Here is a 12,877-nt window from a genome sequence, read left to right on the forward strand (position 1 = left end):
CTCCGATGTGTCAGGCGTTCAGGCGTTCAGGCTTTCGACGTAGGCGCGGATGCGCTGTGCCGCGTCAACGCACTCCTCGACCGTGGCGACCAGCGCCATGCGCACATAGCCTGCGCCCGGCAGGCGGCCATCGGCTTCGCGGGACAGGTAGCGTCCCGGCAGCACGGTGACGTTTTGCTGCTCGAACAGGCCCTGGGCGAAGCGGTCGTCATCGATAGGCGTGGGGGCCCAGAGATAAAAACCGGCATCGGGCATGCGCACATCCATCACCGGGGCCAGGATTTCCAGCACCTTGCTGAACTTCTCGCGATACTTGTCGCGGTTTTCCAGTACATGGGCTTCGTCGTTCCAGGCGGCGATGGAGGCCAGCTGGTGCTGCACCGGCATGGAGCTGCCGTGGTAGGTGCGGTAGCTGAGGAACGGCACGATCAGGTCGGCGTCGCCGGCGATAAAGCCGGAACGCAGGCCCGGCAGGTTGGAGCGCTTGGACAGGCTGTGGAACACCACGCAATTGCGGTAGTCATCGCGGCCAAGTTCTGCGCACACCTGCAGCAGGCCTACCGGCGGCTCGGCTTCATCGAAGTAGATTTCGGAGTAGCACTCGTCCGAGGCAATGATGAAGTCGTGCTCATCCGACAGGGCGATCAGCCTGCTCAGTACATCGCGCCCGATCACGGTACCGGTGGGGTTGCCGGGCGAGCACAGGAACAGCAGCTGGCAGCGCTGCCAGACATCCGCCGGTACGGCATCGAAATCGGGGATGAAATTGCGTTCGGCATCGCAGTTCAGGAACAGCGGTTCGGCGCCGGCCAGGTAGGCCGCCCCTTCGTAGATCTGGTAGAAGGGGTTGGGCGACAGTACCAGGGCATCATGCTTGCGCTCAACGGCGGCCTGGGCGAAGGCGAAGATGGCCTCACGGGTGCCATTCACCGGCAGCACATGACGCTCCGCACTCAGGCTGTCAGCAGCCAGGTTGAAGCGGCGCGTGCACCAGTCGGCGATGGTCTGGCGTAGTTCCGGCAGGCCTGCGGTGGTGGGGTAGTTCGCCAGATAGCCGATGTTGTCGGTCAGGGCCTGGGCCACGAAGGCCGGCGACGGGTGCTTGGGTTCACCGATGGACAGGGCGATGTGGGCCTTGTCGGCGGGCGGCGTGACCTGTGCCTTAAGGTCGGCCAGCTTTGCGAACGGGTAGGGCTGAAGCTTGTCGAGGTCCCGATTCATGGCAAATAATGTCCCTGCTGCTGTGACGGCTTGGAGTAGGCCGGGCAATGGATTTGAAAAATGGTACGGGATTATAGCGAATCCGGCCCCGGCGATTAAGCCCCGTGACGCTTATGGCAGATTTGTTTGCAGTCGCCGGGGCGAATCCGCAGGTCTCTTAGCCCTGAATGCCGCCCCGGGTCAGGCGGGCGGGGTCGAGCAGCTTTTCCAGCTCCGCTTCGCTCAAGCCGGTGAGCTCCGCCGCCACATCGATTACGGGGCGTCCCTGGGCGTAGGCCTGCTTGGCGATGGCGGCGGCCTTCTGGTAGCCGATGATGGGGTTCAGCGCCGTCACCAGGATGGGGTTGCGCGCCAGGGCTGCGCTGATATTGCCCTGGTTGACACTGAAGGTGGCGATGGCCTTGTCCGCCAGCTGGCGGGCGGCACTGGCCAGCAGCGTTTCGCTTTCCAGCAGGTTATGGGCAATCAGCGGCAGCATCACATTGAGTTCGAAATTACCGTGCTGTCCGCCGACGCTGATGGCGGCATCATTGCCGATGACCTGAGCGGCGACCATCATCACGGCTTCGGGAATAACCGGGTTGACTTTGCCGGGCATGATGGATGAACCCGGCTGCAGCGCCTGCAGCTCGATTTCTCCGAGGCCCGCCAGTGGCCCCGAGTTCATCCAGCGCAGGTCGTTGGCGATTTTCAGCAGGGCGCAGGCCAGCGCCTTGAGCTGGCCGGAGACCTCCACCGCCGTATCCTGGCAGGCCAGGGCGCAGAACAGGTTGTCGGCGGGTTCAAATGCAAGCCCGGTCAGGGTGCTGAGGGTGCGGGCAAAGCGGGCGGAAAATTCCGGGTGTACATTAATACCGGTGCCGACCGCCGAGCCACCCTGGGCGATCTGGTGCAGGCGGGTACGGCTGTCTTCCAGGCGCCGGATGCCGAGCTGAATCTGGCCGGACCAGCCGGACATGGACTGCGACAGCTGCACCGGCATCGCATCCATCAGGTGGGTGCGGCCGGTCTTGATCAGCCCTTCGAGGCTGTGAGCCTTGCTGTCGATGCTGACCTGCAGGTGATGCAGCGCCGGCAGCAGGGATTCATCCAGCACCAGTGCTGCGCCGAGGTGAATGGCGGTGGGGATGACATCGTTGGAACTTTGCCCCATGTTGACCTGGTCGTTCGGCTCCACTGGCTGGCCGCAATAGTCCGAGGCCAGGTGGGCGATCACCTCGTTGGCGTTCATGTTGGAGCTGGTGCCGGAGCCGGTCTGGAATACATCCACCGGGAACTGGTCGTGGTGCTTGCCGGCGGCAATTTCCAGCGCTGCCTGGCGGATGGCGGAGCCGATTTCGGCGTTCATCAGCCCCAGCTCGACATTGCACTGGGCGGCGGCGGCCTTGATCAGCCCCAGCGCACGAATAAAGGGAACGGGCAGGGTCAGGCCGCTGATGGGAAAGTTATCCACAGCGCGCTGGGTCTGGGCGCCATAGAGGGCATCGGCCGGCACCTGCAGGGTACCCATGCTGTCTTGCTCGTGACGAAACTGGCTCATGGGAAGTCTCCTGGCTGTTGCACCCCGGGTCGGGGCTGCTGCTATACCTAACTATAGTTCGCGGGCGAGGAGCCCTTGTTCGTGGTGAGGAATAAGGGCGTTGCGGTAGCATGCCGCCTGAATAAAGACGGGGCGATATCTCGGAGGATTGCATCATGAAAACCGATATGCGGCTGCACCCCCGGGTGAGCGTGGATTTGCCGGCGGAGCTGGAGCCGTTTCACGGCGATTGCGTGGATGTGCGTCTGATTTATCTCAGCCTTAGTGGCGCACTGGTGGAAGGCCAGGGCGAACTGGAAGCCCTGCTGGGCGCACGGCGGGAGCGGGTGGCCGGCATTCCGCTGGAGCTGAACCTGCACTTCGGGCTTGAAGCGGCCTCGGTGCACTGTCATTGCCGGGTGGTACACAGTCGACGCCTGGCCCAGGATTGCTTCCAGGTAGGTCTGAAAATTCTCAGCCTCCCCTCGCAGAGCCAGGACGCGCTGAACCGTTATATAGAAGCGCGCCTGGGCTGAGATGTTGCGGTCACTGTGATCATGCTACCGTAGCTTGAGGGTCGTTTTTTGCGGTGCGCATAACGGCCATGGATACTGCGCAGGGGAGAGTCAGGCAATGCGGACAGGTTCGATCAGTGCACTGAGTAGCAGCGGTTTTCACCGTCTCGTGTATCACGAATGGGGCAGCGTCGAGAATGACCGGGTGGTGGTCTGCGTACATGGCCTGGCGCGCAACAGTCGCGATTTCGATGATCTGGCCCAGGCCCTGGCGCGGGATTACCGGGTCGTCTGCCCGGATATCGCCGGGCGAGGTCACAGTGACTGGTTGAGTCCGGCCAGCGCCTACCAGATTCCGCAGTACATGAACGATATGGCGGCACTGCTGGCACGCTTGAACATCGACAAGGTCGACTGGGTCGGCACCTCCATGGGTGGGCTGATCGGCATCTGCCTGGCGGCGCTGCCCAACAGCCCCATCCGCTCCCTGCTGCTGAATGATATCGGCCCCTTCGTGCCCCGGGCGGCACTGCAGCGCATTGCCGACTACCTTGAAGACCGCCGCTTTGACAGCATCGAGGCCTGTGAGGCCTGGCTGCGCCAGACCTACCCGGCGCTGGGGAGCCTGAGCGCCAGCCAGTGGCGCCGCCTGGCACAGACCGGTACAAGGATGCTGGAAGACGGCTCCCTGGCGCTGCACTATGACCCTGCGATCGCCGAAAACCTGCGCCTCAGTAGCGACGAGGATGTGGACCTGTGGGAGCTGTGGCAACAGATCCGCTGCCCGCAGATGCTGATCTGGGGCGAGGCGTCGGATGTATTGCTGGCCGATACCGTGGCCCGCATGGGGCAGGAAAATCCGGCCATGCAGCTGCTGAGCCTGCCAGGCATCGCCCACGCGCCATCGCTGATGGACCCACCGCAGATAGAGGCCGTGGTCGCCTGGCTGCGCAGCCACCAGCATCGCTAAACGGATGGCCGCTGCCTGATCGCCACCGAGTTTGTTTTTGGAGTCTGAATGAGTGTGTTAACCCGCTGGCCCGAGGATCAGCTGTGCCTGAGCGCGGCGCAACGGCGCCAGGCGGTGCAGGCACTGGAACGCGCCTTTGCCTCTACGCTGGAATCCCTCAGGGTGGATATAGGCCTGGTGGAGATGTTTGAAGCCATCTACGTCCCCCTGGCCGCCTGGATAACCTGTCGTCAGCGGCACCAGGGTGCGCCGCTGGTAGTGGGGCTGAATGGTGCCCAGGGGGCCGGCAAGTCCACTCTTTTTACCCTGCTGGAGATTGCCCTGAGCGAAGGCTTCGGCCTGCGTGTGGCGGGTTTGTCCATCGATGACCTCTACAAGACAAGGGCCGAGCGCGAGCGCCTGGGGGCCGAGATACATCCACTGTTACGGACCCGGGGCGTACCGGGCAGTCATGATGTGGAGCTTGGCATCGCGTTGCTGCAAGCGCTGAAACGCGGCGAGCACGAGGCGGCAGGCCGCATACCGGTGTTCGACAAGTCGATCGATGATCGTTGTCCTGCGTCCGTGTGGCGCGAGTGGCCCGCTGGCGTCGATGTGGTGGTGCTGGAGGGCTGGTGTGTCGGTGCCAGCGCCCAGAGCGATGCGCAGCTGCAGACACCGGTCAATGCACTGGAACGGCTCGAAGACCCGGAGGCTGTCTGGCGCCGTTATGTCAATGCGCAGCTTGAGGGGCCCTACGCCGAGCTGTTCGCCCTGGTGGATGTGACGCTGATGCTCAGGGTGCCGAGCATGGAGGCGGTCTACGAGTGGCGCTCGCAGCAGGAGAAAAAACTGGCGCAGCGCATGCAGTATCTCATCGACACCCGGGCATCCCGCGAGCCGCTGCGGATCATGGGAGAAGCGGAAATTCTGCGTTTTATCCAGCACTACGAGCGCCTGACCCGGGCGATGCTGGAGGACATGCCGGCGCGTGCCGATGTCGTGCTGCAGCTGAACGATAACCACAAGATCTGCGATATCCGCATTAACCGCCCGCTGGCTGACTGTGGTCCCGGGCACTGATTCCGGTATCAGATCGGCAGCAGAACCGTCGACGCGGCGCCGTGCAGTACCTTGTTGATGGTGCGGTTCTGGGTATCGGCGACGATGCGCGCCATCATGTCCTGCAGGGCAATCAGCTTGCCAAAGGTGCGGGCAAAACTCAGATTGCCGATGCCAACCTCGCTCAAGCCGTTGCTGTACAGAAACAGTTCGCCATCTGCCTGGCGGGCGTTGTTCAGCTGCCAGGCGATTTTTTCCAGATTGCGGGCACTGTTATAGAGCTTTTGCTGGTCGATCTCGTCGAGCAGAAAGAATTCGTCCTGGCCGTTATAGGCACTGTGGATCATGCCGCTGATGCCCACCATCAGCGCGAGCACGCGGTCTCCCTCGAAAGCGGGGTCGAAGGCCAGCGGCACGGCATGGATGCCATAGCGATTGTTTAGCTCGTCAAAGCGGGTCTTGCGGGGAAATTCAAACAGCTGGTACATGCGCTGTGCCACGGTGGTGCCGGGGGGCGCCTTGGCGAGCTCGCGCGGATTGCGCTTGTACAGCTTGAGCATCAGGTCGCGGCTCAGGCGATTGACCTCGGCGATATGAGCGTCGGTCACCATGTCGATATCCGACTTGGCCAGGTTGCGCATCTGGAACGGGCGTTCCTGCTGCTGCGGGGCGCAGGCACTGAGCCCCAGCGACAGCAGCAGTATCAGCAAGATGAGTGGTGATCGCTTCATGGTGGCATCATCCGTTTTCCAGCTCGAGTTTAGACAGGTCGCCCGAGGCGGGCGCCCGGGTGGGCTTGGGTGCTTGCAGTTCGGGGGCCTCAATGGCGTCGCCGGCTCCGGATGGGCCGGGTTTTTGTTCCAGCAGGGGGTAGCGGCTGCCGTTGCTCACCCGTTCGCCGCCTGGCGGTGACTGGAAGGCAATACCGCCGCCCACAAAGCTTTCCAGGGAATCGCCGTCGATCTTCAGCCCCCGCGTAAAGCTGAATTCGGCACTGAAACCACTGATATTCCAGAACTGGCTGCCTGGCCGCACTAGGTGGGCGTGCTCGGCCTGGATATGGGCAAAGACGTCCACCGACTGGCCATCACCGGTGAGCCTGAAACCCGTCACTTCCCCCACCGGCACCTGGCGATAGAACACCCGGCTGCCCTTTTCCAGGGCGCCGAGCTGGTCGGCGTTGAGCACCAGGTTGAGACCGTAGCCCCGGGCGCCCTCGGGTGCGCTGGCAGCGGCGACGAAGTAGCTGCTTGGGTCTGCATCGGGCTGGCCCGCGCTGACCTCGACATGGTTGCCGAACAGGATAGCCGCCGGGTTGCTGATGGCGGAGAGCCGCACCTCGGGTTCTTCTATCCAGAAACGGCTGCCCTTGCGGGCCAGAAAATGGCCTTCGCGGAACAGCACGGCGGTGGCATCGATGGTGCCCTGGGCATCGTACAGCCGAACCTGCTCGATACGCCCGACAGCGAGGCCGCGATAGCGTATGGGGGCACCGGCCTGCAACTGGCGGTCCGGCGGAAACAGGATGCGGATCTCCAGTCCCTGTTCGACACTGCTGGCCTGGTCGGCATAGAGCGAAAACAGCTGTCCGGCCTCGATGGGGCTACCGCCCTCGGGAGTATCGAAGGCGATGCCGCCGGCGACCAGGCTGGCGAGGGATTCGGTTTGCAGCCTGAGGCCCTGCTGCAGGTCGAAGTCCGCCGCGACGCCGCTGGCGTTCCAGAAACGCGAGGCTGTGCTGATCAGGTGCCGGTAGGGTTTGTCGATGAGCAGTTCAATCTCGACGCTGTCTGCGCTGGGCTGCAGGCGGTAATGACTGACGCGTCCCACCTTGATTTGCTTGTAGAGCACCGCAGAGCCCACGGCGATGGACCCCAGGCTCCTGGCGTGCAGTTTGATGCTTAGCTTGTCGGCGCGCTCGGCATAGAGCAGCTTGCCCTGGGCGGAGGCGGCATCGAAGTCGTCATAGAGGCGCATGCGCTGGCCGTCACTGGCGGCACGGGACTCGCGCACGTCCGGCGTAAAGAAGCTGATGCCCCCGCTAACCAGGGTGTGCAGCGACTCGGTTTGCAGTTTGACCCCCTCCAGTCCCGCGGCAAAGCGTATGCCGCTGCTGTTCCAGAAGCGACTGTGGCTGGCCACCAGGTCGCGGTACTGCTCGCGCACGACGGCATGGATCAGCACCTGCTGGCCCTTGTCGATCAGCTCATAGCCCACGACTTCGCCCACCGGCAGCTGGCGGAACAGGATCGGCGAGCCGCGGGAGATGGACCCCAGCTGGTCGGTGACCAGCTCCAGCGCCAGGCCACTGTGTACCGCCGCCTTTACCGGGGCGGAGTCCAGCGCGGTAAAGCTGAACTGTTCGTGGCCGGTGCCGGGTTCCAGGTTGATAAAGCTGCCTTTCACCAGCTTGCGCCAGTCGCCCAGGCTGTCCAGGGTCAGCTCCGGTCGCTCCAGCCAGAAACGGCTGCCGGTGCGCAGCAGGTTGCGTGCGCGGGGGTCGATCAGCAGCTGGGCACGCAGCTGGCTGAAGTCATCGCTCAGCTGCAGGCTGCGGATGCGGCCGATGCGAATCCCCTGGCTGACCACCTCGGTGTTTTCGCCCAGTGCGGTGGTACCGGGAAACAGCAGTTCCACTTCGATGCCGTTTTCCGCGGCTTCAAAGTCGGCATAGAGCTTGAACTGGTCGCCGTTGCTGGCAGACGGTGACTCATAGTCTTCGTTGATAAAGTGGATGCCGCCGGCAATGATGGCGGCGAGGGAGCCGATGCGAATATCCACCTTGGGCAAATCCGCCTTCACCTGGATGCCGCTGGCGTTCCAGAAGCGGGAGTTTTTCTTCACCAGGTAGGTGTAGCGCGGCTCGATGTAGACGTCGAGCTGGATGTCGTCGGCTTCGCCGGAGAGGCGGTAATCCACCACCTCGCCAACATCGATATGACGGTAGTAGACGCGTGAGCCCCGGTTGATGGATTCCGCGCTGTCGGCGAAGAGGGTGATATACAGGCCAGCGTCGTTCTTGTCCGGCGGTGGCAGGTCATTGCGGGCGCGGAAAAAGCGCGCGGGTATGCCTTCGCCGGGCTTGATACCAATGTAATAGCCCGACAGCAGGGTTTCGAGACCGCGCACGCCGGACAGCGACACCTGGGGTTTGACCAGCCAGAACTCGGTGCCTTCGCGCAGCAGCTGTTCGGCCTCGGGCGCCACCTCGATCACCGCGGTGACGGTCTTGAGATCCTCGTTCAGGCGCAGGGATTTCAGGGTGCCACCGGGCAAACCCTTGTACAGCAGCTTGGTCTTGTTGATCTCCAGGCCTTCGGCCGAGTCGAACACCACCTCGATCTGGATACCGGCCTCGCGGTAGCTCTTGTACACCAGCCAGCCGGCGATCAACGCTGCCAGCAATGGCAGAATCCACACGGCAGACGGGCCTCGATGGCGGCGGACAACAGCCGGTGCGGCGGGTGTAGCGTCAGTCATTGTACAGCCTCAATTGGAGTATCAAACCCAGCATAGCGTCTGTTTTGTATCATGATCGTGGCGGTTCGCACAGGTCGTCGCCAGGATCGCTGCTGGCGCCGGTCGAGCCTGCCTGGTGCCGATCCCAGATCAGCCGGGTGTCGAATTTCTGCGCCGCCAGCATCGTACAGATCACCACCCCGGCAAAGGCGGTGGCGCCGTGGTTGCCGATAATATGGGTCAGGTTGCCCAGCTGTACCAGCGCCACCAGGATACCGACGACGAAAATGTCCAGCATGGACCAGCGTCCGACCCACTCGACAAAGCGGAACATGAGCATTTTCTGACGCAGGTTGGTGGTCCATCCCAGCTGTACGCTGAGCAGCAGAATAAGCATGCCGATCAGCTTGCCCACCGGAATGATCACGCTGGCGACCAGCACCACCAGCGCGATCCAGAACAGGCCGTGCTGGGTCAGCTCGATAACGCCTTCCATGATGGTGCTCGGCTCGCCGCGGCCCAGGGTGCGTATGGTCATGATTGGCAGCAGGTTGGCCGGCAGCAGCAGAAACAGGGCCGAGCATAGCAGTGCCCAGGTCCAGCTGAGGGAGTTGGGTGTGCGGGCATGCAGTTTGGCATGGCAGCGCGGGCAGTGAGTGTCTTCCATGGCCGGCGGGCACAGCAGGCTGCAGTCGTGGCAGCAGATGGGGGCCGCGTCCGGCGCGCAGGCAGGGGCAAGACCGGATACCGGGTGGGGGAGCCGTTCGCCAATCAGGTGCCAGAACAGGTCCCGGTTGAGCATGGTGGAGCTGAGCAGGGTCACCAGGATCAGCGCCACAAGGCTGTAGAGACCAAGGCCTGGCTGGATCGCGGCGACGTCGATCAGCTTGACCACCGAGACCGCAACGCCGAGCAGGTAGACCTCCAGCATGCCCCATTCATCCAGGTGCTGATAGCTGCGCAGCGCCAGGGCGGTGCCGCGCCACAGACCACGGCCGTGCAAGGATGCGCTGACATAAAGCAGCAACAGCAGCTTCACCAGCGGCACCAGCATGACGAACAGCAGAATGAGCAGGGCCACCAGCCAGAGGCCATCGTCGTAAAGCGACATGGCGCTGGAAAACACCGTCTGGCTCTGGCGAATGCCAACGGCTTCGAGAGTCAGCAGCGGATACAGGTTGGCTGGCAAAAACAGGATCAGCCCGGCAATGGCCAGAGCCAGGCTGCGTTCGATGCTGTTGACGCTGCGGGCGATCAGGGTGGAACCGCAGCGTGGACACTGCGCCACGCTGCCCGGTGGCACCTCGGGTCGGGTCAGCAGCAGATCGCAGTCGTGGCAGGCGATCATGTTTTCCATGGTATTGAGCGTATCTCCGCAGCGGGCAGACGCCGCCTGGCCCATCAGGGGCCGTGCCGGCAAAGGTCCCAGTATGCCAGATTCCCGCCCGCTGCCCAGCGCCTGTTGGATCAGCCCGCGCACTCAACGGCACGGCGGTGCCTGCTTGCGCCAGCGCAAGCCCTGTGGCTGTTCGCCGGTTGGGCCCTTGTACCGCGGGCCTGATCCGTTATAGTGCAGCGCTAATGAATAAAGGTGCAGCGCTTGTGAGTGACAAGACCAGCGCCTGTCGATAAACACAGCGCCGGGAGGCTAAAGCCCCCGGCTTGCGCGCTCTGTGCAACCGGGCGCGACCAAGAGGACTGCCATGACCGACAACAGGGGTGATTTCAAGGGACTGCGGCGCGAGTACGAGGCCCAGGCGCTGAATCTGGTGGACTGTGCGGGTGACCCGATGGAGCAGTTCGACCGCTGGATGAACGAAATCAAGGTTCTGATGCCCCGGGATGCGACGTCCATGACCTTGGCAACAGCATCTGTCGGCGGCATGCCGTCGGCGCGCATCGTGCTGCTCAAGCACTTTGATGCGGCGGGCTTTTGCTGGTACAGCGACTACCGCAGCCACAAGGGGCAGGACCTGGCCGAAAACCCCCAGGCCGAACTGATGTTCTACTGGCCGCTGCTGGAGCGCCAGGTGCGCATCTCGGGCAAGGTAGAGCGCCTGCCGGATGCCGATGCCCGGAGCTACTTTGCCGAACGTCCGCTGGGCAGCCGCCTGAGTGCCGCGGCGTCGCAGCAAAGCGCGGTGGTGGATAGCCGCTCGGTGCTGGAGCAGCGTGTCGAGGAACTGCGGCGCCAGCATGGTGATGGCCCGATACCCAAGCCCGAACAGTGGGGCGGCTACCGGTTGGTGCCGGTGGCGTTTGAATTCTGGCAGGGCCGCGAAAGCCGCCTGCACGATCGCATGCGTTACCGTCTGCAGGACGGCGCCTGGATCATCGAACGACTTCAGCCTTGAGGAGTGAACATGACGACCTGTCTGCCTTGCCAAACCACTGAACCCCGGGGCGCGGTGCGCGCCAGTGTGATCTGGCTGCACGGCCTGGGCGCCGACGGCGGCGACTTCGTGCCCGTGGTGCCTTACCTGGAGTTGCCCGCCGATGCTGGTGTGCGCTTTGTCTTTCCCAATGCCCCGGTGCGTCCGGTGACGGTGAATGGCGGCATGCGTATGCCGGCCTGGTACGACATTCTGGAAATGAATATCGATCGCAAGATCGACCAGGCTTCGCTGGATGTCTCGGCACAGCAGATCGGGGATCTGATCGAGCGGGAGATTGCCGCCGGTGTTCCCAGTGAGCGGATCTTCCTGTTCGGCTTTTCCCAGGGCGGTGCCGTGGCCTACCATACGGCCCTGCGCTACCCGAAAAAACTCGGTGGCGTGGCGGCGCTGTCTACCTACCTGGCCACGGCAGACCGCATGGCGGCCGAGATGGATAGCGTCAACGCCGATCTGCCCGTCCTGATCTGTCACGGCAGCCAGGACGAGGTGGTGCCGTTGCAGCTGGGTCTGCGTGCCCGCGAGGCGTTGCAGACCCTCGGCCTGGCACCCCAGTGGCTCGACTACCCCATGGGTCATGAAGTCTGCCTGCCCGAACTGCAGCAATTGGGCGCCTGGCTAACCCTGCATCTGTCTGAAAAGGAATAAACCCATGAAAGTGGCCGAGAATACCGTTGTCAGTTTCCATTACCGCCTGTTCGATGACGACGGCGTACTGGAAGTGGATACCCGTGATGGTGATGCACTGCCTTACCTGCATGGCCACGCCAATATTATCGCCGGGCTGGAGCAGGCCATGGCCGGTCACGAAGCCGGCGAGATTCTGCGGGTGAAGGTTGCGCCACAGCTGGGCTATGGCCTCTATGACGACGACAAGGTACGTACGCTGGAAGCATCGTTCTTCGACGGACTGGAGGATTTCGGCATCGGTTTCAGCTGTCAGCTGGAAGACGACGAGGGCACGCTGGAGCTGGCCACGGTGGTGGATATTGATGACGAGGGCGTCACTGTAGACAGCAATCACCCCTATGCGGGCCGCACGCTGGATTTTGAAATAGAAATCATGGCCGTGCGCGCCGCCACCGACGCGGAACTCGGCGCAGGGCGGGTGGAGTTGCCGGACGCATGAGGCCGCTTGCCGGGCCAGGCCGGGCGGTCAGTGGTGCTTTCTGGCTGCTCTGCCTTGTGGTGCTGCTCACCGGCTGTGGCCGGGAGCCCGAACTGCCGTACCTTGCCCCGGGCACCCGGGTGCTGGCGTTCGGTGACAGCCTGACGTATGGCACCGGGGCCGATGACGCGCAGAGTTATCCGGCCCGGGTGGCCGAGGCGACGGGCTGGCAGGTGCGAAACGCCGGCGTACCGGGGGAATTGGCCGAGGACGGGCTGGCGCGCCTGCAACAGCTACTGGACGAAGAGCCTGTTGCGCTGGTGCTGCTGTGCCACGGTGGCAACAACCTGTTGCGCGGGCAGCCTGACGCGCGTATTCGTGCCCAGCTGGCCGCCATGATAGAGCTGGCCCAGGCAAAGGGCGCGCAGGTGGTGCTGCTGGGTGTGCCCAAGCCGACACTGCTGGTGCGCACGGCCCCGTTCTATGCCCAGCTGGCCGAGGAGTACGGGTTGGTGTATCTGCCCGATGCCATTGCGGACACCCTGTCTGACCCCGCGCTCAAGTCCGATCAGACGCATCCCAATGCGTCAGGCTACGCGTTGATCGCCAGCCAGTTGCTGGCGCTGCTGCGCGACGCCGGAGCGATCTGAT

At 63.4% G+C, this 12,877-nt stretch carries 12 protein-coding genes; 7 read left to right on the forward strand and 5 right to left on the reverse strand.

Annotation, left to right across the window (positions count from 1 at the left end; all coding sequences use genetic code 11):
- Positions 1 to 18: 18 nt before the first annotated feature.
- Positions 19 to 1,221, reverse strand: coding sequence for a succinyldiaminopimelate transaminase (dapC, locus tag KDW95_RS20550; protein WP_255853627.1), 1,203 nt, complete (start codon positions 1,219 to 1,221; stop codon positions 19 to 21).
- A gap of 157 nt (positions 1,222 to 1,378) precedes the next feature.
- Positions 1,379 to 2,761 carry a class II fumarate hydratase gene (locus KDW95_RS20555; protein ID WP_255853628.1) on the reverse strand — a complete coding sequence of 461 codons (1,383 nt, stop codon included), beginning with the start codon at positions 2,759 to 2,761 and terminating at the stop codon, positions 1,379 to 1,381.
- Positions 2,762 to 2,916: 155 nt separating this feature from the next.
- On the opposite strand from KDW95_RS20555, the gene KDW95_RS20560 reads away from it, so the two are divergent.
- The 3 genes from KDW95_RS20560 (at position 2,917) to KDW95_RS20570 (ending at position 5,287) form a co-directional block, all read left to right on the forward strand.
- Positions 2,917 to 3,276 carry a PilZ domain-containing protein gene (locus tag KDW95_RS20560; protein ID WP_255853629.1) on the forward strand — a complete coding sequence of 120 codons (360 nt, stop codon included), beginning with the start codon at positions 2,917 to 2,919 and terminating at the stop codon, positions 3,274 to 3,276.
- Positions 3,277 to 3,373: 97 nt separating this feature from the next.
- The gene (locus KDW95_RS20565) at positions 3,374 to 4,225 is read left to right on the forward strand and encodes an alpha/beta fold hydrolase (RefSeq protein WP_255853630.1); all 852 of its coding nucleotides are present in this window, start codon (positions 3,374 to 3,376) and stop codon (positions 4,223 to 4,225) included.
- Between the two features lie 48 nt (positions 4,226 to 4,273).
- Entirely contained in the window at positions 4,274 to 5,287 is a 1,014-nt protein-coding gene (locus tag KDW95_RS20570) for a hypothetical protein (RefSeq protein ID WP_255853631.1), read from the forward strand.
- Positions 5,288 to 5,295: 8 nt separating this feature from the next.
- On the opposite strand, the gene KDW95_RS20575 is transcribed toward KDW95_RS20570, so the two are convergent.
- Genes KDW95_RS20575 through KDW95_RS20585 form a run of 3 tightly spaced genes read right to left on the reverse strand, consistent with a single transcriptional unit; the run spans position 5,296 to position 10,205 of the window.
- On the reverse strand, positions 5,296 to 5,997 hold the full coding sequence (locus tag KDW95_RS20575; protein ID WP_255853632.1) for a hypothetical protein: 702 nt from the start codon (positions 5,995 to 5,997) through the stop codon (positions 5,296 to 5,298).
- A 7-nt stretch (positions 5,998 to 6,004) separates the two neighbouring features.
- Positions 6,005 to 8,746 carry a PqiB family protein gene (locus KDW95_RS20580; RefSeq protein WP_255853633.1) on the reverse strand — a complete coding sequence of 914 codons (2,742 nt, stop codon included), beginning with the start codon at positions 8,744 to 8,746 and terminating at the stop codon, positions 6,005 to 6,007.
- A gap of 49 nt (positions 8,747 to 8,795) precedes the next feature.
- Entirely contained in the window at positions 8,796 to 10,205 is a 1,410-nt protein-coding gene (locus KDW95_RS20585) for a paraquat-inducible protein A (RefSeq protein ID WP_255853634.1), read from the reverse strand.
- Between the two features lie 223 nt (positions 10,206 to 10,428).
- On the opposite strand from KDW95_RS20585, the gene pdxH reads away from it, so the two are divergent.
- From pdxH to KDW95_RS20605, 4 genes are read left to right on the forward strand one after another with little or no spacing between them, the layout of a single operon-like run.
- Complete coding sequence (gene pdxH, locus KDW95_RS20590) at positions 10,429 to 11,079, forward strand: pyridoxamine 5'-phosphate oxidase (protein WP_255853635.1); 651 nt, start codon at positions 10,429 to 10,431, stop codon at positions 11,077 to 11,079.
- Between the two features lie 9 nt (positions 11,080 to 11,088).
- Complete coding sequence (locus KDW95_RS20595) at positions 11,089 to 11,766, forward strand: alpha/beta hydrolase (protein ID WP_255853636.1); 678 nt, start codon at positions 11,089 to 11,091, stop codon at positions 11,764 to 11,766.
- 4 nt (positions 11,767 to 11,770) lie between these two features.
- Positions 11,771 to 12,247: an FKBP-type peptidyl-prolyl cis-trans isomerase gene (locus KDW95_RS20600; protein WP_255853637.1), complete on the forward strand. Its 477-nt coding sequence runs from the start codon at positions 11,771 to 11,773 to the stop codon at positions 12,245 to 12,247.
- Positions 12,244 to 12,876: a GDSL-type esterase/lipase family protein gene (locus tag KDW95_RS20605; protein ID WP_255853638.1), complete on the forward strand. Its 633-nt coding sequence runs from the start codon at positions 12,244 to 12,246 to the stop codon at positions 12,874 to 12,876. The genes KDW95_RS20600 and KDW95_RS20605 overlap by 4 nt, the downstream gene beginning before the upstream one ends.
- Position 12,877: the final 1 nt, after the last annotated feature.

This window comes from Marinobacterium rhizophilum, from assembly GCF_024397915.1.
In the GTDB taxonomy this organism is placed as follows: domain Bacteria; phylum Pseudomonadota; class Gammaproteobacteria; order Pseudomonadales; family Balneatricaceae; genus Marinobacterium_A; species Marinobacterium_A rhizophilum_A.

Coding starts and splice junctions, on each gene's coding strand:
- KDW95_RS20570 (WP_255853631.1), top strand. CDS start 4,274: ATGAGTGTGTTAACCCGCTGGCCCGAGGATCAGCTGTGCCTGAGCGCG.
- KDW95_RS20560 (WP_255853629.1), top strand. CDS start 2,917: ATGAAAACCGATATGCGGCTGCACCCCCGGGTGAGCGTGGATTTGCCG.
- KDW95_RS20580 (WP_255853633.1), bottom strand. CDS start 8,746: ATGACTGACGCTACACCCGCCGCACCGGCTGTTGTCCGCCGCCATCGA.
- KDW95_RS20595 (WP_255853636.1), top strand. CDS start 11,089: ATGACGACCTGTCTGCCTTGCCAAACCACTGAACCCCGGGGCGCGGTG.
- KDW95_RS20555 (WP_255853628.1), bottom strand. CDS start 2,761: ATGAGCCAGTTTCGTCACGAGCAAGACAGCATGGGTACCCTGCAGGTG.
- pdxH (WP_255853635.1), top strand. CDS start 10,429: ATGACCGACAACAGGGGTGATTTCAAGGGACTGCGGCGCGAGTACGAG.
- KDW95_RS20600 (WP_255853637.1), top strand. CDS start 11,771: ATGAAAGTGGCCGAGAATACCGTTGTCAGTTTCCATTACCGCCTGTTC.
- dapC (WP_255853627.1), bottom strand. CDS start 1,221: ATGAATCGGGACCTCGACAAGCTTCAGCCCTACCCGTTCGCAAAGCTG.
- KDW95_RS20575 (WP_255853632.1), bottom strand. CDS start 5,997: ATGAAGCGATCACCACTCATCTTGCTGATACTGCTGCTGTCGCTGGGG.
- KDW95_RS20605 (WP_255853638.1), top strand. CDS start 12,244: ATGAGGCCGCTTGCCGGGCCAGGCCGGGCGGTCAGTGGTGCTTTCTGG.
- KDW95_RS20565 (WP_255853630.1), top strand. CDS start 3,374: ATGCGGACAGGTTCGATCAGTGCACTGAGTAGCAGCGGTTTTCACCGT.